At 57.0% G+C, this 19,604-nt stretch carries 11 protein-coding genes; 1 reads left to right on the forward strand and 10 read right to left on the reverse strand.

Annotated features, from left to right (window positions below):
- Both NZ823_01595 and NZ823_01600 read right to left on the reverse strand, forming a co-directional pair.
- Positions 1-489, reverse strand: a 489-nt coding sequence (locus tag NZ823_01595; GenBank protein ID MCS6803821.1) for an FAD-dependent oxidoreductase, incomplete at its 3' end; no start/stop codon positions are given.
- Positions 490-494: 5 nt separating this feature from the next.
- Entirely contained in the window at positions 495-1,685 is a 1,191-nt protein-coding gene (locus NZ823_01600) for a 4Fe-4S dicluster domain-containing protein (protein ID MCS6803822.1), read from the reverse strand.
- A 692-nt stretch (positions 1,686-2,377) separates the two neighbouring features.
- Here NZ823_01600 and NZ823_01605 point away from each other — a divergent pair.
- Positions 2,378-4,261, forward strand: coding sequence for a hypothetical protein (locus NZ823_01605; GenBank protein ID MCS6803823.1), 1,884 nt, complete (start codon positions 2,378-2,380; stop codon positions 4,259-4,261).
- A 146-nt stretch (positions 4,262-4,407) separates the two neighbouring features.
- On the opposite strand, the gene NZ823_01610 is transcribed toward NZ823_01605, so the two are convergent.
- From NZ823_01610 to NZ823_01645, 8 genes are all read right to left on the reverse strand, one after another.
- A complete protein-coding gene (locus tag NZ823_01610; protein ID MCS6803824.1) occupies positions 4,408-5,175 on the reverse strand; it encodes an inositol monophosphatase in 768 nt (255 codons plus the stop codon).
- 2 nt (positions 5,176-5,177) lie between these two features.
- Positions 5,178-6,761 (reverse strand): tetratricopeptide repeat protein, encoded by a 1,584-nt coding sequence (locus NZ823_01615; GenBank protein ID MCS6803825.1) that lies wholly within the window; start codon positions 6,759-6,761, stop codon positions 5,178-5,180.
- 123 nt (positions 6,762-6,884) lie between these two features.
- The gene (locus tag NZ823_01620) at positions 6,885-8,663 is read right to left on the reverse strand and encodes a sigma-54-dependent Fis family transcriptional regulator (GenBank protein ID MCS6803826.1); all 1,779 of its coding nucleotides are present in this window, start codon (positions 8,661-8,663) and stop codon (positions 6,885-6,887) included.
- Positions 8,664-8,756: 93 nt separating this feature from the next.
- Positions 8,757-12,485, reverse strand: a complete 3,729-nt coding sequence (locus NZ823_01625) for a UvrD-helicase domain-containing protein (protein ID MCS6803827.1) — start codon at positions 12,483-12,485, stop codon at positions 8,757-8,759.
- Entirely contained in the window at positions 12,485-15,832 is a 3,348-nt protein-coding gene (locus tag NZ823_01630) for an exodeoxyribonuclease V subunit gamma (GenBank protein ID MCS6803828.1), read from the reverse strand. Before NZ823_01630 ends, NZ823_01625 begins: the two co-directional genes overlap by 1 nt.
- A gap of 291 nt (positions 15,833-16,123) precedes the next feature.
- Positions 16,124-18,730 carry an NF038122 family metalloprotease gene (locus NZ823_01635; GenBank protein MCS6803829.1) on the reverse strand — a complete coding sequence of 869 codons (2,607 nt, stop codon included), beginning with the start codon at positions 18,728-18,730 and terminating at the stop codon, positions 16,124-16,126.
- Between the two features lie 68 nt (positions 18,731-18,798).
- The gene (locus NZ823_01640; GenBank protein ID MCS6803830.1) at positions 18,799-19,095 is read right to left on the reverse strand and encodes a hypothetical protein; all 297 of its coding nucleotides are present in this window, start codon (positions 19,093-19,095) and stop codon (positions 18,799-18,801) included.
- Positions 19,096-19,168: 73 nt separating this feature from the next.
- Positions 19,169-19,604, reverse strand: a 436-nt coding sequence (locus NZ823_01645) for a hypothetical protein (protein ID MCS6803831.1), incomplete at its 5' end; no start/stop codon positions are given.

The raw sequence follows: 19,604 nt of genomic DNA on the forward strand, positions 1-19,604 counted from the left end.
GAGCGGACCCGGGCGATGCCGGTGCTCGGCGATGATCTGATCAACGCGGGCTTGAACATCGGGAGCCAACGTCACCGGGGGCACGCCATCGAGCGGCTGGGGAATGAAGCGAACAGGACAGTTGGTCACGCACGAACCGCAGCCCGTGCAGATGCTCTCATCCACGAAGCGCGGTCGTCGCCTCAGCGTGACGGTGAAATTTCCCGGCTCACCCTCGATGCGTTCGACTTCCGAAAGCGTGAGCACCTCGATGTCCTTGTGTCGGCCGATGGCCACCAAGCGCGGAGCAATCGTGCACATTGCACAATCGTTCGTCGGGAACGTCTTGTCCAGTTGCGACATCACGCCGCCGATGGCCGGCTTGGCATCAACGAGATAAACCTTGATCCCCGCGTCGGCCAGATCGAGCGCCGCCTGCATGCCGCCGATGCCGCCGCCAACGACGAGCGCGGCACCGATTTTCTGTCTTCTCTCACTACTATTGTTCATAGGTCTTATGCTCCTATGGTTGCCGCTTCCTCAGGAAGCTCGTTGGGTCTGACGGTTTCGGTTTCTCGGAGCGCCCGTTCTTTGACAGCCTGGAAATAGAGCGCCATCGGACGATAGACGACATGCGACCATTTGCCGAAAGGCAGTTCGATCAGAACGAGCGGAACGGCAATGGCCACATGAACGGCATAGAGAAGGTGGGCCGTCAGGGCGAATTCCAGATAGCGAAAGATGTGAACTCCAAGGCCGCTCAGAGCAACAAGCAAGAACATGACCGGGAGAATCACATCGCTGGGCTCGGAGAATTTGTGAATCTCCACACGCTTCCTCATCCGACTGATCAGAATGTCCAGCGGGACATAAATCAGGACAGCCGCCACCAAATATCCTAACCACCGCTGCGGGTGATAGATCGGATAGATCGCATCCGTCTGGAACCAATCGAGGAAGAAGAACTTGACCACGAGCATCAGCGACACGGCCAATCCGAGCAGCCAGTGTGTGGTCCACCGCTTCTGGTGAATCTCCTGAAGGCACTTTCGAATGTTTCGATGAGAGAGTGTATGAACGACCAGCGACTGAATCTCACGGAGGTAAAAAGCGAGGGGAATTTTCGCCGGCTCCAGCTCACGCATCGTCCAACGGTGCATGCGCAGGATATTGAGCGTCAAAAGAACGAGCGGGATCAAGAAGACGACCATGGTGAAGTACGTGATCGTCGGGAACATGTGCTCCAATCCAAGAGGCGTCGTCACGAACTCCGAGACCGACATCGGAATCTCTTTGTAAACGAGGTGATAGAAGAACACGAGGGCAAAAACGAGCAGCCCAACGACGGAGAGGGCAATGATTTCTCCTGCCGTGGAGGTGAGGATTTTTGAGGCCAGGCCGGTGACGTCGTATTGGGCAGCCAGGTAGCGGCGCAACGTCATCATGGACTCACGCGGCTCGGCCTGACGAGGACACGTGGTGGAGCAATCACCGCAATCATGACAGAGCCAAGGCTCCAGTCCAGCTAGAACCGAACTCTTGAGTCCCAGGAGGGCACGACGGATGGGTCGGCGTGGAAAGGGTGCAGCGTCCGTGGAAAGATTGCACGCGATGGTACAACTGCCGCAGTTCAGACAGGCACTGACATCAAACCGGCCATACCGACGGATCTCTTGTACGAAACCGGTAACAGCGATGGTACTCATCTCCCAACCTCATTTTCACGATACCAGCCTGTTGCCGATACCGGAACAGTGCTGTCAAAGAAAGCCACAGAATATGCGCGATAAAGACTCTCGGCCACGTTCTGACATCATGGGTGTGTGGACGCCGAACGGGCATCCGAGCGACTGACATTCCGTTAGTGTCCGATGGCACTATGCCCACAACATTCTTTTTTATTGTTGCCATGGGACAAATACCTCCGGTGGGCTGTGTGCAAATTGTGTGCCAGGACAAGCAGCGTTCTTAACCGATTCTGAATGAGTGCTTTTAACTGATCAGCGGGATCGTGAGCGCGATCATGAGCGCGTTTTCTAGCCCAAGCAACGTGCGATTTCACGCGGAGTCCTCTACGAGTTTTCGCTCGCTGCAAACAACGATATTTTCCGTCGAAAGCACCCCTGAGCTCCGGCCACACCGCAAAGGACGAAAGTGAAGCCACCGAGGTCAGAGCGTCCGCCGAGAGCCTTTTCATCTTGCCCCCTGTCACCTCTGTGGGCTCTGTGGCCATTTTTCGGCAGAATCGTCGCAAGCTCAGGCTCGCCACGAACACTGAATCTCTGACTTTTCAAAACATTTGTTCAAAGTTTACGATCATAAACTACATGTAGGCAACTATAATAAACTCACCTGCGTCAAAACGGTCGTCATGAAAATGCAATTGGAGAGTCGAGTTATGAAAAACACTGTAGCACGATGGGCTGCCGGACTGCTGTGTTTAAGTTTGATACTTCCGCTGCGGGGATGGGCGCAGACCGTGAATACCAAAATTACGCCGACGTTTCGCGTCTCGCCGGAAATTTTCCCGACAGCCGACGAATCGGAGGTCATTCTCTCAGTGACCAATGGAAATGTGCTGACGACCTCGAACATTCAATCGGGGGATTCATTTAGTTTTCTTTTCCGCAATCCGAGTGTGCAACCCGATGTCAGTACTGCTCGGTTCGTGGTTGATTCCAGCACATTAAGAACGACTGATTTCACGGTAACAGTCAATACCAATCCGACAACCAATGCCAAAGCCGTGGCCATTCAGTACGTCGGGACGACTCAACGATTCACAGGCGCTGATTCCTTTGCTGTGATCGTGAAACTGACGACAGGGATTAATCCTGGTTTGTGCCGCGTGGAATTTTCATCTCCACTGGATGTGAACCGATACAATTCTGCTGCCTCAAGCTACCAGAATATCTCAGTCGCTGATTTTCCGGTTGGACCGCCTGGTCCTGAAGGCCCGCAAGGTCCGCCTGGTCCACAGGGTCCTGCTGGTCCACAAGGTCCTGCTGGTGCACAAGGTCCGCCTGGTCCACAGGGTCCTGCTGGTCCGGCTGGTCCTGCTGGACCACAAGGTCCGGCTGGTCCGCAGGGTCCGCCTGGCCCGCCTGGAGCGCCGGGTGGCGGTGGCGGTTCATCGCTTCCCGTTGGCGCCATTATCTTTGGTCGTCCTAATGATAGTGGACTGAAAAATGCCGGTTTCGTTGAAATGGGCGGGTCGGGAGTTGAAGCCTGGATGCCGACAAGCTCCACCGGTGCGCCCAGCGCGCGGGGTGGTCATTGCGCCGTGTGGACGGGCACGGAGGTCCTGCTGTGGGGTGGTGCGACGTCGTCCGTTGGCGGCGCGCTCAATACGGGCGCTCGTTACAATCCAGAGACAGACACCTGGACGCCTATGTCCACGACCGGCGCGCCGGCTGCTCGCAGTGGCGCTGTGGCCGTGTGGACCGGAACGGAGATGATTGTCTGGGGCGGCTTGGGAACGCTGAATCCTTTGAACACAGGCGGGCGATATGATCCGGCAACCAATACGTGGAGACCGATGTCTACGCGCGGCGCGCCTTCAGCTCGAATCAATCACACGGCTGTGTGGACCGGCACGGAGATGATCGTCTGGGGCGGTGGCACATTGGTTAGCTCATTCAACGACGGAGCCCGGTATAATCCAGCGACCGATAGTTGGACACCCATCACTGGCGTGAACGCACCGCTGCCACGCTCAGGCCACGTAGCCGTGTGGACCGGCACAGAGATGATTATTTGGGGTGGCACAACCGGCCCCAACACGCGAACGAATACAGGCGCTCGTTACAACCCTGAGACCAACACGTGGACCGCCATCAGCACTGTGAACGCACCGAGCGAGCGCTCTGGTCACACAGCCGTGTGGACCGGCACAGAAATGATTGTTTGGGGCGGCGCCGGTGGCGGCATCGGGTTGAACCCGTTCAATACCGGCGGACGGTACGATCCAGCCAGAGATACGTGGAGAGCGACTTCCACCACTAATGCGCCGGAAGCGCGCGCTAATCACACGGCGGTGTGGACTGGAACGAAAATGATTATCTGGGGCGGCCTGAGCGTCGTTGGCATTACCAACACAGGCAGCCGCTACGATCCGGTGACCAATTTCTGGACTGATACGATTACCTCATCAGCGCCCAGCGGTCGAACCGGTCACTGCGCGCTCTGGACCGGTAATGAGATGTTTATCTGGGGTGGCGGCGGCCCCTTGGGCAACGGTTCTCGACTGGGATTTCTTTCGTTTTATCGCAAAGCTTCATGACCCTCCTCCTTTGGTTAGACTCTGAAGGGAGGTTCCTCGCCTCCCTTCAGGTTCTTTTTCCATAGGTTCCTGCACTCCTCGCAAATAGGAATTAGCTTCTTGCCATCAGCACGGCGATCGTCCCCCACACTCCTCGCAAATAGGAATTAGCTTCTTGCCGTCAGCACGGCGATCATCTGGTCATGAATCAGGCCGTTGCTCGCCAGCATTTCCGGTTCATAACGGTCAAACGGTTGACCATCGAATTTGGATACGCGCCCGCCGGCTTCTTCCAAAATGAGCTGACCTGCGCCGGTGTCCCACGGCTTCAACCCCATTTCCCAAAAGCCATCGAACCGACCGCATGCAACGTAACAGAGGTCCAGCGCCGCTGAACCGTCACGGCGAACGGCCTGCGCCTTATGCATGAACCTGGCGAAGTACTCAATGTTGATTGGATTTGAGCGGATGCTGTATGGAAATCCTGTGACCAAGAGGCTGTGATCAAGGTCGGTGATTGACGAAACGCGAATCGGTCGTCCGTTGAGCATAGCGCCATTGCCGCGTTCGGCCCAGAATAATTCGTCCAGTACCGGATTGTAGACGACGCCGACAAGCAGTTGGCCGGTGTATTCCAGCGCAATCGAGACGCAGAAGAACGGGTAGCCGTGCGCGTAGTTGGTTGTTCCATCCAGGGGATCAATCAGCCAGCGATATTCGGAGCCGCTTTGTTGGTGGCCGGTCTCTTCAGCAAGGATTTCGTGTCGAGGATAGTGACTCGCGATCTTCTCTTTGATGAACTGCTCGCAGAGCAGGTCAACATCAGTGACCAGGTCGAGCGATGTACTTTTTTGTTTGACGCGGTTGAGCCGTCCCAGATAATCGCGCTGAAGTTGCCCTGCCTGCCGTGCCAGTTCAATCGCGAACTCGAGCATGCTCATCCTCGCTTCTTGCTCGGTTTTTTCGGGCCGGCTTTAGCCGGGGCGACTTTCATCACAGCGAGGATCGCTTTGGCATCCTCAAGGTGCCGCTGATCTTTCCCGATGCTCAGGTATTTGGTCAGGAACTCTTTGGCTTTTGTTTTATCGCCGCTATAGAAATGATTGACGCCAAGTTCGTAATGCACCTCAGCGTGATTAGGATTCAGGCTGAGCACCCTGTTGAATGCCGACATGGCCAGATCATTTTTGTCTTGTCCGAGAAAGTCTTTGCCGAGCTTAAACAAGCCCTCGTCGGGTTTGGTGGAACTTGATGGCAGACTGTACCAATCGGTGTAGGTTTGGAACATTTGGTCGTACTGCTTTTGTTCCATGTAGTATTGCGCCAGCGACTTCCAGTAGTCTGACTTGGTCGGTTCCAGTCGGATGGCCTGGCGATAAGCTGCGATAGCTTGATCGGGGTGATTCAGCTTGGCATGTGTGCGGCCGATGGCTGCCCACACGGCATGTTGCACGTTCTCAGGCAACATGGGCCGGGCTTGCTCATACTTGCGCAGCGCCTCGCTATATTGTCCACTGTTATACAGATCATCGGCCTCATGAACGATTTTCTTGGCGGCTTCCAGCTTGGCGGCTTCTTTATTATGCAGCAAGCGGCTCTTGATATCCTCGTAATCCTTTTCACCGGGCTTCATGGCCAGCGCCCGATCAATCGCCTGGATGGCTTCATCATATTTTTTATCGTTGCCGAGAGCGACAGCCAGGCTGTAGTAATGATCGGGATTGTTCGGCTCCATTTGAATCAGTTCACGGTGTTTAGCCGCAGCGGTGGCAAAATCTTGTTTTCGCATGGCGTCGTCGGCGGCGGCAGCGATTTTCATCAAGGGGAGCCGCTGTCGCCACTCGTTGGCTTGATTGATGCTCTTCTGATAGGCGTCAATCAGTTGAGGATTTTGTGAATCTGGCGGTCTCGCTTTTTCGATGGCCAGGCCAATTTCAAAATACTTAGCCGCTGAGACGAGATATGGTTCAGCCTGCTCCCACTGCCGTTGCTGCATCAGCGCCACGGCCAGATTAAAGTAAGCGTCTGCGCTGGAAGGATTGATGGCCAACGATGCTTTGAGTTTCTCTGCGCCTTCCGCCCATCTGGCGTTTTGCAACAGGTCAACCCCTTCCAATAGTAGGTTACGCGCTTGTTCGGCGAGTGCCTGGTCTTCAAAGTAAATTTTCTTCTGACTGTCGCCGGGCCGGAACGTGAGCGTCACCGATTCGTTCGCATTACCGCTTAGCTTCACAAATTCGTAGTACGCCGTTTCGTATCCTTGCTTGCGCGCGATGATGCGATAAAAACCATTGCTCAGGTCCTTGAATCGAGCGATCCCGTCGCCTTTGACGTCAACGTTGGCAACCTTGCCCGACGTCACCTCTTGAATGAACACCTTCAAGCCGCTGACCGGTTTTCCGCTTTGATCCACGCATTTAACTTGCATGGTATTGGTTTGCGCCCAAGCTGGAAGCGGGCCTACCGACAGCCCGAAGAACAGAATGAGTCCAACAATGATGCTGAGAGGAAGTAATCTCATGATGCTCTCCTTGGATTGTGAATTGATTGATTCAGAGGCGACATTATATCGCTTCCACCTCGATTCGCCAATGCAAAGACGCGCGCGCGTCCCAGAGACTTGGGAACGGATCGTGGCCACAGGTCAGGCCGGCGATTGTTGAGATTCGCGCTCGGGCCGGCGCTTGCGATAGAACATGGAGCGATGGAAACCGGAGAGCCTCGCCGCTTCGGCGATGTTGCCGCCGGTCATTTGCAGGTACTTTTCAATCATCTGGTTCTCCAGCTCGTCAATATGTTCTTGAGCGATTTGCAGAATGGCCGTGCGTCGGCGTTGCAGGTCTTCGTTATCTTCGGGCACCGAGCGCATCAAGTGTCGGAACGGATTCTTTTCCAGATCAATAACACGCTGGCGTTCGCCAACAATGTAATCGGGCAAGTCAGCCAATGTGATCACATCGCCTGAACGCAACAGCACGAGTCGTTGCACGAGGTTTTCCAGCTCGCGAATGTTGCCTGGAAAATCGTACTGTTCCAGCGCCAGCAACGTGTCTCGATCAAATCGGACTTTTGCTTCGCCGGCAAATTTCTTCAGAAAGTAATGAGCCAGTAACGGAATGTCTTCGCGTCGTTCGCGCAATGGCGGAAGCTGGATCGGGATGACGTTGAGCCGGTAGAACAAAGCCTCTTGAAACGTTCCCTGTTCGACCATCTGCTTGAGGTTGCGGCTGGTGGCCGCGATGACGCGGACGTTGACCTTCAATGTTTTGGTGCTGCCCAGCCGCTCGAATTCTTGATACTGGAGGATGCGCAGCAACTTGGCCTGAACGGGTTGCGCCAGTTCACCGATTTCGTCCAGAAAGAGCGTGCCTCCATCAGCCCATTCAAAGCGTCCAATCTTGCGTTCCTGCGCGCCGGTAAACGCGCCTTTCTCGTGGCCGAACAGCTCCGATTCGACCAGCGTTTCCGGCACGGCGGCGCAGTTGAGAACGACCAACGGCTTATGGGCGCGAGCACTGCGTGTGTGCAGCGCGCGGGCGATCAATTCCTTGCCGGTTCCTGATTCGCCTTCGATGAGGATGGTTGCGTCGGAATTGGCCACCTGCTCGACGATTTGAAGCACGCGCCGCAGCTTGGGGCTATGGCCGATGATCTCGGCAAACGCGCCGTGTGATTGATGGATGACTTCATCGCGCGCGCGAATGGCCAAATCGAGCCGGTGGGTAGCTTCCAGATACACAGCGATGAGATTGCCGATGGCTTCCAGGAATTGTCGGTCGCTCTCGGTATACACATTGGTGGACGAATTGTTTTCCAGATAGATGGCTCCGAGCATCAAATCGCCAACTTTCATCGGCGCAACCAAGGCGCAACCGAGCCGCAAGTAAATACTGCTTTCTTGCCAGAGTTCAGCGTCTGCCGCTGCGTTGGCCAGCAACAGCGACTGGCCTGATTCAAACACTTTTTTCAGCAGCGTGCGGCTCAGCGTATGTTCAGCCGCGTCCAGCGCGCGTGTTTTGAAATTACGAATGGTGACGACAGTCGCTTCACCCGTGTCTTCTCCGCGAAGCACGATGGCCGCGCGCTCGGACCGCGTCTCCTGCATCAGGTCATCCACCACCCCATTCAAAAATTCTTCGGTTCGCTGAGCGCGGAAATAAAGATCAGCCAGCCGCCGCGCCAGTCGGCCCACGCGCGCGTCCTGTGCCAATGCAGCCATCTCAGCCAACGCCTGACGCAACTGATCGAGTTTTTGTTTGCGCACTTCTGAAAGGTGCTGTCGCGTGAGTGTGACGAGCAAAGTCGGGTCCACGTTGGAACTGACGGCTTCGCTCAGGTGTTGTTGCAGCGTTTCCAGATTCGCGCTGATCTGTTCAACACAGTGTTGCGCGCGTTCTATGGCTGGTTGCCCTGTTTTCTCCATCACAAACCTCGTCGTTCGTTCAAGACTACTTTGACATATCAGCTTAGCCGCCAGCCTGCGCGGAAGCAAGCGCTGTGAGCCTGTCAGCCGAGCTCATGCAAGGGTGTCGGCAGCGCGTGCTGGACAGAATGAAAAGCACTGGCACGAGCGACACCGTTCAGGACTCGGATATGGCGTGGCATCGTCAACGTGGCGGATGCGCAGCACCTGCTCGGAGAGCTCGCGCAGTTGAGCAATCGTCTGTGATTCCTCCAGTCGCTCTGCGGGAATTTCCCATCGCACGTTGGGATGGAGAAAGTAGAGTTCGGCGCGCACCGTATGCGATGGCCATGCGTGCCGTGCTGCCGCTGCGTATATTTGCAGTTGCAGCTCATACTCACGGGCGACAGTTTCCACTTGCTGCGCCGTCACGCGATTTGTTTTGAAGTCAATGATGGTCACCCGACCTTGGCTGTTGATGAGCAGTTTATCAATACGTCCGCGGAGCGGGATGGAGCCTGTGTGATAGAGGAATTCCAGTTCACTTTCGACGCGCCCCGGTTTTCCTCCCCATAGAATTTGTTCAATCTCTTTCCACAGCTCGCTGCTCAGGTAGTGCTCAACCAGTGGTTTGACATCGGCCAGGACGCGCTGACGGGCTGTCTGCAAGTCGTCCGTATCCGCTGTCGTGACGGCTTCCTCTACCAGTTGTTGCAGCACCGGCTCCCACGGTTCGGAGCCGTCGTAGCGTTCGCAGAAGCGATGGACAATCGTTCCTCGTGTGGTTGGCGAGTACGCTCTCGGCATGACGCTTAAGCTCTGAGCTTCAAGGTCTGAGGTTTGAGGTTTGAAATCTGGTTCGTATTCATCAAGCGCGGGCAAGCCGAGGACCGATTCGTAGTAGTATTGCAGCGGGCAGCGCGCCACGCTCAACAATCTTGTAACGGCCAGCGGCTGTGCGCTGGTGAGCGGCTCAATCTTGATCGGTTCGATCAGGCGGCAAAGGGATGCAAGCACCTGTTGACCTTCATCATCGAGCTGTGGGAGCGCGTTGGCTGGGATGGCTTGAGCTTGGCGGATTTCCGTGAATCGGTCTATCAAGCGCGACGGCGCCTCAGGCGTCTCAGCGGTCGGGGCTTCGCGTCGCGTGATGCGCAATGGGATGCCGTTCCACTGATACGTCTGAGGTAAGCTCTGCGCATCGGTGATCTCCAAAATTGCGCAGAGCCACTGCAACCAACTGGTTGCTTTCCGTAGAGGTGCGTCCGGCCATGAGTCTCGATCTTTGGTTTCGGGGGCGGCGCCGGCCAAAATCAAATAATCCATCGCGCGGGTAGCTGCAACAAACAGCAGGCGTTGACTCTCGAAGTATTCGCGCCACTCAATGTATTCTTCGACGCGGCGTCGCATTCGGGTCTGGTGCGGACGACCGCGACGGTCTGGCTCTTTGAGTCCAATGCCGAGCGCGCGATCAAAGGCCAACGCCGGCGCTTGCGTGCGTCGTTTCCTCATGAGATCGGGAATGATCACGATCGGGAATTCCAATCCTTTGGCCTTGTGGATCGTCATGATTTGCACCACATCTTGATTGCCGCCTTCGATTGGCGCTTCGCCTTCGCGCGTTTCCATCTCGGTGAATTGCCGGATGAATTGGATGAAATCGCGTAGGACGTGTGGCCCGCTGGCCTGGAAGTTGCGGGCCAGCTCAACCAGCTTTTGGAGATTGGCCACGCGCTGATGGCCATCATAAAAGGTGGCTTGGATGGCGTCAAAGTGTGTTGCTTCGATGATCTGTTGCAACAGGTCGGCCAGCGGGATGCGATTGCGCCGGTCGAGCAACTGGGCGAGCACCTCGGCAGCGCGCGCCACCAACGGCGATTGCTCCGGCGCGATGCCCCACGCGCCTTGATAATCCAGCAAGCTGCTCAGCATGGGATGATGCTCCAAGCCGCCGCCAGAGCGCATTTGCGCGTACTGATGCAGCCAGTAGAGCGTGTTGTCCGAGAGTCCAAACAATGGCGACCGCAGCGCCGCGACCAGCGCAATCTCATCAGTGCGATTTTCCAAGACGCGGAGCAACGACAACACGTCCTGAATTTCTTCGCGCTCATAAAAACCGCGACCGGCAAGCACGTAATAGGGAATCCCACGTTGACGCAGCGCCCGCTCATAAGTCTTGATGTCGGTCATGGCGCGAAACAGCATGGCGATGTCGCCGTAACGCACGGGACGCCACGATGGCTGACCGTCGGCGCTCGGTTCGCCAACCAAACATTCTCCGGTATGGACCATCTGGACAATGCGCTCGGCGATGCGTTCTGCTTCGCGTTCACGACCTTCATCCAGGTTCTTCACGTGCTGGCCGATTTCCAGGATCAATTCCACCGGCGGATGCGGCGATTCAGGGCGGTCGGCCTCGCTGGGTATGAACTCGACATAGCCGAGCCGTTGCATCGAAGACATGGGCTGGTCAGGATCAGGAGTCATCAGCCGCGAGAAAAATTCATTGAAGAATCGAACGAGCGAAGCCGTGCTGCGGAAGTTTTTCTCCAGCACCAGCTCGACGCCGCCTTGCTCCCGGACGTGCCGCGCGGCCTCGGTGAAGACTTCGACGGCTGCACCGCGGAAATTATAAATGGACTGTTTCGCGTCGGCCACAATGAATAGATTGACTGCGGGGCTTGTGCCTTGGGCTGCGACCGACGCGGCGCCGCTCATGAGCAGATCAATGATGTCTTTCTGAAGCTGGTTCGTGTCCTGAAATTCGTCTACCAGCATGAAGCGGTATCGCTCACCATAGCGGCGAGCCAGATACGGATACGTGCGGAGCAGCGAGCGCGTCTTCAATTGCAGGTCTTCATAATCAAGGCCGTTGGCTTGCGCTTTGGCCGCTTGATAGTTGCGATCAATCTGCTCAAGGATGCGGATCAGCGATCCGAGTGTCTGCCGCGTGCAAACGTCATAGAACAGCTCACCAACTTCGTTGATCTGTTGCTCCAGCGCTGCGGCCAGTTCCTTGACGGCGTTGGCGCGTTTCTCCACCTTGGCCTCTGCGAGCGCCTCCAGGCACTCATCAAAGAACGGAGCCTCTTCGATACGCGGCTCGGTTGGCAGCAATGAACGATAATGCCTCCAGGCCTCACCGAGGGCTTCGACTTGTTCACGCGCTTTGGGCGGCAGTTTGTCCAGCGCGGTCAGTTGATTGATCGTCGCATTCAAGCGCTCCAAGGCTGCCCGGTAATCGTCCGTTGTGCCGAGATGTTGCCGTGTCAGTTGTTCGACTTGGCCAAGCTCAAGTCCCAGCGTGCGGGTGGTGAAATAGAGTTCGGCCAAATGCTCGATCAAGCCCATCCGAGAATAGCCGGTCACAAAGCGGGCGGCGGTCTCATCTTCAATGTCAACCAGGTGATTGATAACCTCTTCGACGACCTGATAGAGCAACAGGCGGCTGGTGTATTCATCCAGAATAGCGAAGGCGGGATCAACCTGCGCTTCGACCGGGTGCGCGCGCAGCACACTGGCGCAGAATCCGTGAAACGTGGAGATAGCGGCTTCCTCCAATCGTTGTGCCAGTTCGTGCCAGTGACGCGCCTCGGCTGTGGAAGTGGCCGTTTGCGACAACTCGGTCAACTCGCGGCGGATTCTCTCCTTCATTTCATTGGCCGCTTTGTTGGTGAACGTAATGGCGACGATCTGATCCAGTTCAGCCTGGCCACCTCGCAGAATGTTCAGCACACGTTCGACGAGCACGCGCGTTTTGCCGGCGCCGGGGCCTGCGGTGACGACGCAGGAGCGGTCCAGTAGCTGGATTGCTCGTTGTTGGTTTGGTGTCAGATGTTCCATCAGGGTGAGTGCTCGGTGCTTTTCATCCGGATTCGTTGTCTGTCAAACCGGCACACAGCGTGATAGAGGCAACGCGGGCAACAGGCATCGTCTTTCGGCTCGACGCGAAAATCGCCCCGTCGCATCCCGTCCACGTATTTCCAGGCATACGCTTCAGCTTCCTGCAATGTCTGTTGCCACTCTTCGGGTGTGACGTTTGAATTGGCGCGTGGCCCAATCCCCGTGTGCGATTGGAGATCATGCCGATACATGCCGCGATTGCGGTTAAAATGAGACTCTTTGAGCGAGTAATAGCCGCCGCCGATCACCTCTTCATCCGGCGCCAGGAACAAATCGGACAAGGCGCGAATGTAGAGCGGGATTTGCAAATCCACGCCGGCTTGCATCTCTTTCAGACTAGCGCCCGCGCCCGATTTGTAATCGTAGATGATGTACTTGCCGTCGGGTGAACGATCCACGCGATCCATGCGCCCGCGCAGTTGGATCAGGTCTTTGCCGCGGTTGAGCCGAAAGCACTCTCTGCGCGAATCTGGGTGACTCGCGTCCGACTCGGTCATCCCGAATCCCAGTTCCAGCCAGTGCGGCTGCACACCGGCGGCAGAGACTTGCTCCTGATAGGCGATCTCGACGTCAAGGAATCGTCGCAGCGTATCCCGCAGGCTCTCTTTTTGCAGCGCCCACAGACCGGCGTGGATCGGCAGCGACTTCTCTTCATAGTATGCGAACACGTCGTCGGCCACTTGCAGCAGCTCCTCTTGATATTCGCGGCGACGTGAGCTGCTCAAGTTGGTATCGGTGTGCCGCTGCATGAATTGATGCAGAATCGTATGCAGTAACCAGCCGCGATCCAGCGCCACCAGATCAAGCGAGGCTTCTTCCCGTTCTTCCAGTTGCAAGATGCGCTGGCAGAAGAATTGAAACGGACAGCGACCGTAGCTGTTAAGCTGGCTCGCCGAATAGACGCGATTTGGACCGAACCGGCTACGCAACTGTTGGTGGATGGTTGGGTCGGTGAGCAGCCCGTCGTGCGGACCGAACGTTGAGCCTTGTCGTTCCTCTTCACTCTGAAGCCGTGTGAGCACAGATGACGAGACATGTCCGGCAGCAACCGCCCAGTTATAGAGATGCAGCACCAGCGCATCGTCAGGCCCTGATTGATAGAGTCCGGCCAGCACACTACGCGTCAACTCGGCGGGCGAGGCGCTGCGGCGAACATCATAGACGCTCGGACTCCGTTCGATCACGGGCACGAGACTCTCTAAGCCAACGCCATACAATCGGCGCAGCTCGGAAACGAAGCCGGAGACGACCACCGCCTCGCCACGAGCATCGGCGCGCGAGTACGATACATACAATCGCTCGGTTGCTTGGCAGGCAGCGTGATAGAAGAAGTGCGCTTCTTTAGCAGCGAATGTTTTCGGCGATAGGTCTTCAAGAAACAGGCCGGCTTCAGCCAGTTGTTGCCGCTCGTTGGTCGGATAGATCCAATCACGCGCCGGCGCCATCGGAAACACGCCTTGTGCCAGCCCAGTGATGAATATCGCACGAAACGGCAACCCGCGTGCCTCGGTCGCTTCGAGGATCGTAACACCCACCGGATCACTGCGCCGTGTATGCAGCAGCGTTCGCTGGAGTAGATGGGACATCATTTCATAGAATTGCTCAATTGATAATCGGCCCCATCGTCCATTGTCAGCAGTTTCGGCGAGCCGCTCGATTTGTTCCAGCGTTTGATGCAACGTCTCCAGCGCCCGCAGATCAAGCGAGAGCAGGCGTAATGCTTCTTCGTCCAGCCCAGCTTGGGCAAGCCGCTGGCGCAACCGCTCGCGCAGACGGAACGCGCCGAGCGCGGCCCTCCATCCCTGAATCAACTCACTCAGTGTTCCCTCTTGTGGTATCAGCGCCAGCGCCTGGCGTATCTGATCAAGCGATTGCAACGCGTGCTCAAGTTGCGTCACGCCACGATTGATGCGGAACAATTCCTGCTCCACCTGCTCAGGGTCAACAAGCCGTGAGGTCAGCGTGCTGGCTTGATGCTGTTTTGCCGCGCGAATCCGTTTGACCCGTTGTCGCCATTGCCGTATAGGAATTTGCGTGCCGACAGCCAGCACAGCATTTTCAACAGCATCCCGGTCTAGTGCGCTGAAATGATCCAGGTAATCGTTCTTCAGCAAACTCAGGTACGGCTCCGTCTCTTCATAAGCCACGCGGGCAGCCAGCACCTTCATGGCGGCCTTGACCGACGGGACAGAAGTGAGCGGCTCGCGCGCGTTCAACGCGACGGGCACGCCGAAGTGCCGCAGGGTATCGTGAACCGCTTTCAGGTAACCGGAAGGCTCACGCACGATGACGCCGATCTCCTGCGGGCGATAGTCCTGCTCGACGATGAGTCGCTTAATTTCTTTGACGACCTCTTCAACTTCATGCGCCATGCTTGCGCCCGACAGCACGGTGATCGGAGGCGACGCCGCAGACGCCTCAGCTTCTGGATTGAATAAGCCAGTGCGGAGCGGCTCCAGCGCGGGCGCATGTGGCAACGTGGCGGCGTTGTGTTCAACGGGCATCGGCTCCGAGAGGCGCTCAAAGAAGCGGAATGTGTCTTGCAACGGTTCGGCAAACACCGTCGGATGACGCGGATCGTGCGTCAGATTGACCACGACTTCAGGGATACGCTCGATCAAATAGCGGAGCAGATTCTTTTGAATCGGCGTGAAGTCAAAGAAGCCATCAATGAACAGCGTTGTCGTCTGTGCGAGCCCGGGTGGCAAATCCGGTCGCGATTGGAGCACCTGCAAGGCGCCTGCGGTCGCTTCATCGGCGTCCATCAGTCGGCACTCATCCAATGTTTGCTGGTACGCCTCATAGATGGCGGCGATGTCCAGGTCGCGCGCCTCCGGTTGTTGGGTGTTGATAAACTCACGCAGTTGCTGAGGAGTCATCCCGGCCCGCTTGATTTCACCGATCACTTGCCCCACCGATTCAACTGTGCCCGGCAGCCGCGCGATGGCCGGAATATGCTGCAAAGTGCCCGCTGCGGCGAGTTGGGCGATGACCTGCTCAAGCAGGAAGTATTTCATTCCGTCTTCAATCGGTCGGCGATCGTGGCCGGCCTGCCGCAGTATGTAGCGTGTCAATCCATCAAACAGAAATACGCGCAGCTCGGTGCACGCTTTCACTCGTTGACCATCAACGATACGCGCCGTGATATGGTCTAGCAACGCACGCGTGGCCACCAGATAGATAAAGGAATTTGCTTGTCCAGTCAGGATGGCTTGCTGGCAGCGTTCAATGAACTGCTCGCGGTTCGTTCCTAAGACAGGTTCGGTCAGGATCAGTTTGCTTGCCATGCGTCGGCAGGATTATACCACTCAGGGTGGAGCAATCAAACAAGCGGTTGACGATCGCTCGAATGCGCGTGCGAATCCTGCGGGAGGGCACGAATCCTGCGTGCCTGGTGGAACTCAGAGTCCAGCACGCTAGAGCAATTTTCAATGACCCGTACCCTGGGAGCGCCCGCATCTTGCGGGCTCCAGCACGTTGGAAGCGGGCGCTCCCGGCTTATCTTCCCGCGTGGCGTGGTTGCACATGGGCATTTCCTGCGCATTCATTCTGCTCGGGCAGCCGCTCGCTGCGCCGCGTCATTGATTTGTCACCGTGACACGCATGAAGTAAAGATGACTTGCTCCGCCGCCGGCGCCGCCCGCTTGCTCAACGCGGATGTAGTACCGCCCGTTGGTGGGAATGCGAAATGACAACGCAGCCTCTGTAATCAGCCCGCTTGCGTGCGCGCGGGCGCGTTCGCGTCCGTTTGCGTCGAAGACAGTTAGGACGGCATCGGTGGGCAATGTGGGAGCGAGTGTTCGCGCCACGATCATCACATTGAGCGTCTGAGCAGTGGTAGCCGAGACGCTGAAGAAATCGGCATCGCCTGCCGTGTCAATCGTGCCGGCCACGAGCACATCAGGCGTAATGCGATTGGCTTGATCCAGATCATTGTTGGCCTCTTTCTCTTGAAACGTCGAATCGGTAACGATGACGATCATCTCGTAGCGGAAGTCAGGGCCGCCGGCCTGTGGGTCAGCGCTTTTGATTTGCAGGTAGTATCGTCCGGCAGCGGCTAGTCGAATATCCAAGCGGGAGTCATGCAGCCGCTCGTCAATGTTATCGTTCTGAGCGAGTTGAATGCCGCGACTATTGGTCAGCAGGAGCACTGTATCCAACGGCGAGGGTGAACTCAATCGGCGCGCGCGGACCTCGACGCGCAGCCGCTGACCGGCTTCGACGGTGAAACTAAACAGGTCGGCATCCCCGCTCTGCCCAATTGTTCCCAGCAGGTTGGCGTTGGGTCGGACGATGTTGGCAGTGGCGATTGAGTCATTGGGCTCCTGCTCGGCTAATCCGATCAGTGCGGCATTGGCCATCAGCGCAAGGGTGATGGTCGCTTCATCAGGATCATTGCTGCTGATGCTGAGCAAGCCTGTTTGCGGGCCTGAGGTGAGTGGACGACACGCGACGGAAATGGATTGGCTGTTGCCCGCCGTGATGGTCAAAGGAACGCTCGGAGCGATGACGGAGAACGCGGGATGATCCAGCGTCAGGCTGGTGATGATGAGAGGCGCGTTGCCTCTATTGCTCACGGTCAACGTTCGCTGCGCGGTTTGTCCGATGGCGACGGCGCCGAAGTCAAGCATTGTCGGCGTCACCTCAATGTCCGGCACGCCTGGCCTGACGCCGATCCCGCTCAACGGAACGATGACAATGGTCTCATCAGGATCATTGGTTAACAGATTGAGCGAGCCACTGTGAACATCGGCAAGCGCCGGCGTGAATCGCACGGTGACGATTTGGGCGCCACCCGCTGGCACGCTGAACGGAGTGAGTGGTGAAACCAGACTGAAGGGAGGGATGGGCGCAATGATGTTGCTGCCAACGGCTGGGCTCACCGTGAGCGGGGCAGAGCCGACATTCCTGACGAGCACGGCCTGCTCGGCGCTCTGGCCGATAAGCGCCGGGCCGAACTCGACACTTGTTGGGCTGACCTCGATGTCGGGCGCCGTGGGCGGCGGCGATGAAGCGAGTTGATAGCCGAATGAATCGAGCGCCATCAAGTCATTAGCAGTCATGGTGAATCGCCGACCGGCCGCGATCGTTGGGTCCATCACGCCGATGTATTGGCCGGTGAGCTCGTCAGCTTTCCAATGGCTGGCTTGCTGCATGTCGCCGCCGGTGCGATTGGGTCGGCCAGTGGACAAGCCCAGTTCTGGGCCGCCAGCGAAATAGTTTTGCTGACCGCCAGAGGACAAGATACGCTCTGCCGTGGTGAACGACTGAAGCGTGACGCCCGGACGAAAGCGAAACAGGTCCCAGACACTCAAGCTGAGCGGCTCCGACGGCGATAGTTCGCGCACGCCCGTGTTGGAGAGAAAGCCGAGCACGTGCCCGATTTCATGCACAGCAATGGCGTCGAAATCGAATGTGCCAGGTTGAATGCCATCGCTCGGATCAAAGTCGAATCGGAACGTGGAATTGAATCCGATGGAGGGCGGCGCCCCCAGTTGCAATTCCTGCGTGGGGTCAGCCACCGGCGGTAGCCATCCGATGGCGCGCAGGATCGGTGTGGCCACCGTCATGTCGCGCGTCAAGCCGATGTCTGTCGGAATAACGCCCGCTGGCAGAGCTTCATAAACCGACCGCTCCGTGCCATCACTGGCGCCAGCCAACAAGCGTGAGCGAATTTCGTTATAGCCGGATGAGAGCAGCATCACCTGGGGAATTGTCGAACCTAGCTGGTTCGGCCCATAAGGCACGCCAAATCGCGTTGGACCGAAATCCACATCCACTACCAAGGTGATCGGCGTCCTGATCAATTGAGCCCATCTGTCAGCCGCGCGCAAGAAGGCCGCCTTCGCTTCAGCAAAGGCCTCCAGTTGCGGCGTGCCGCGTAAAATCAGTTGCAGTCCGCTTTGTTTGCGTGATGACGGCGGGGTCAGTATCCGCCAGGGCACATCGGTTGCTCCAGCCTTGAGAATCAGTATCTCCATCGTCGTTGCCTGACGGCACACCATCTGTCCATCCACAACTTCGTGGATGAAGCCGTGCAGGTGCGCGTGTTCCATTGGTGTTGGTGGCGAATCAGACGGCGCGTCGCTGAAAGCCGGCAACCTGGTGTCAGCTCGCCAGGCAATTCCGATCCAGATGAGCGCAAGAAGAAAAATCCCGTGTGGCCGCCAAGTCATTCGTCTCATGATTCTCCTCCAGCATGCATGTGAGACAGGGATGAAACAACGATCGGTCAAACCTCCCCGGCGCATGATTAAGTTGATCTGTGCCTGAGTGTGATGATGATTGTTTCTCCCCTCGATGAATAGTCCCAGGCTCCGCCGGCATTATAGCCGCACAGTGCAATGAAAAGAAAGATGGCGCGCCAGCGCAGGAGCCATACCAGCAATGAACGGTCGGCAATGACGACACTGACGGCTCGGTAAGCAACGAGCGACACGCATCCATACGAAGGGCATTCAGCGCCGATTAAGAATTTGCTTGCTGCGCTGATCAAGAAACCACGACCCGTTAGTGAAAGTCCCGACCGGCTGCTTGTTCGAGCAAACATCGGCGATGAACACCCGCTGCGTCAGCAGCGGGTGTTCATCAAGGCCGATGCAGGTGATCTGAGTCAGACGGTTTTAGAATGGGCTGCCGCCGCGAGACAGTTGAATGGTGAACGCGCCGGTCCGCTGAAGCTCGTTGCTGGTGACGCCGATGAACACTTGTCCGGCCTGGAACGTATGGTTGAATGGGCTCGCTCCTTGAGCGAGAACTCGTCCTTGATTGTCCAGCACCAGAATGAGTGGTGTGAATGCCTGCGTCGTGACGGTGATTCGGCTGGACCCAGCCTGTGCTTGGAACGTGAACAGTTTGACGTAGCGGACACCCTGCAGATCTCGCATATGGGCATCGTTGGCCGATAGATCGCATGAGAGCGGCTGATCGTATGCCAGTTGAACAGCATTCTGGAAGTCGCTGCCGCCGGTGCAAGCGCCGCCGGGACCTGGCGTGGTCGTTGTGCTGCAAGCCCGACACTCAAGCTGCAGAGTAAATGGCCCAGTCGCTTGTGGAGAA

This window comes from Blastocatellia bacterium (assembly GCA_025054955.1).
Classification (GTDB): domain Bacteria; phylum Acidobacteriota; class Blastocatellia; order HR10; family J050; genus JANWZE01.

Bases quoted from the DNA above. Each gene is read 5' to 3' on its own strand.
- NZ823_01600 (MCS6803822.1), bottom strand. From the start codon at position 1,685: ATGAGTACCATCGCTGTTACCGGTTTCGTACAAGAGATCCGTCGGTAT.
- NZ823_01605 (MCS6803823.1), top strand. From the start codon at position 2,378: ATGAAAAACACTGTAGCACGATGGGCTGCCGGACTGCTGTGTTTAAGT.
- NZ823_01610 (MCS6803824.1), bottom strand. From the start codon at position 5,175: ATGCTCGAGTTCGCGATTGAACTGGCACGGCAGGCAGGGCAACTTCAG.
- NZ823_01615 (MCS6803825.1), bottom strand. From the start codon at position 6,761: ATGAGATTACTTCCTCTCAGCATCATTGTTGGACTCATTCTGTTCTTC.
- NZ823_01620 (MCS6803826.1), bottom strand. From the start codon at position 8,663: ATGGAGAAAACAGGGCAACCAGCCATAGAACGCGCGCAACACTGTGTT.
- NZ823_01625 (MCS6803827.1), bottom strand. From the start codon at position 12,485: ATGGAACATCTGACACCAAACCAACAACGAGCAATCCAGCTACTGGAC.
- NZ823_01630 (MCS6803828.1), bottom strand. From the start codon at position 15,832: ATGGCAAGCAAACTGATCCTGACCGAACCTGTCTTAGGAACGAACCGC.
- NZ823_01635 (MCS6803829.1), bottom strand. From the start codon at position 18,730: ATGAGACGAATGACTTGGCGGCCACACGGGATTTTTCTTCTTGCGCTC.
- NZ823_01640 (MCS6803830.1), bottom strand. From the start codon at position 19,095: ATGTTTGCTCGAACAAGCAGCCGGTCGGGACTTTCACTAACGGGTCGT.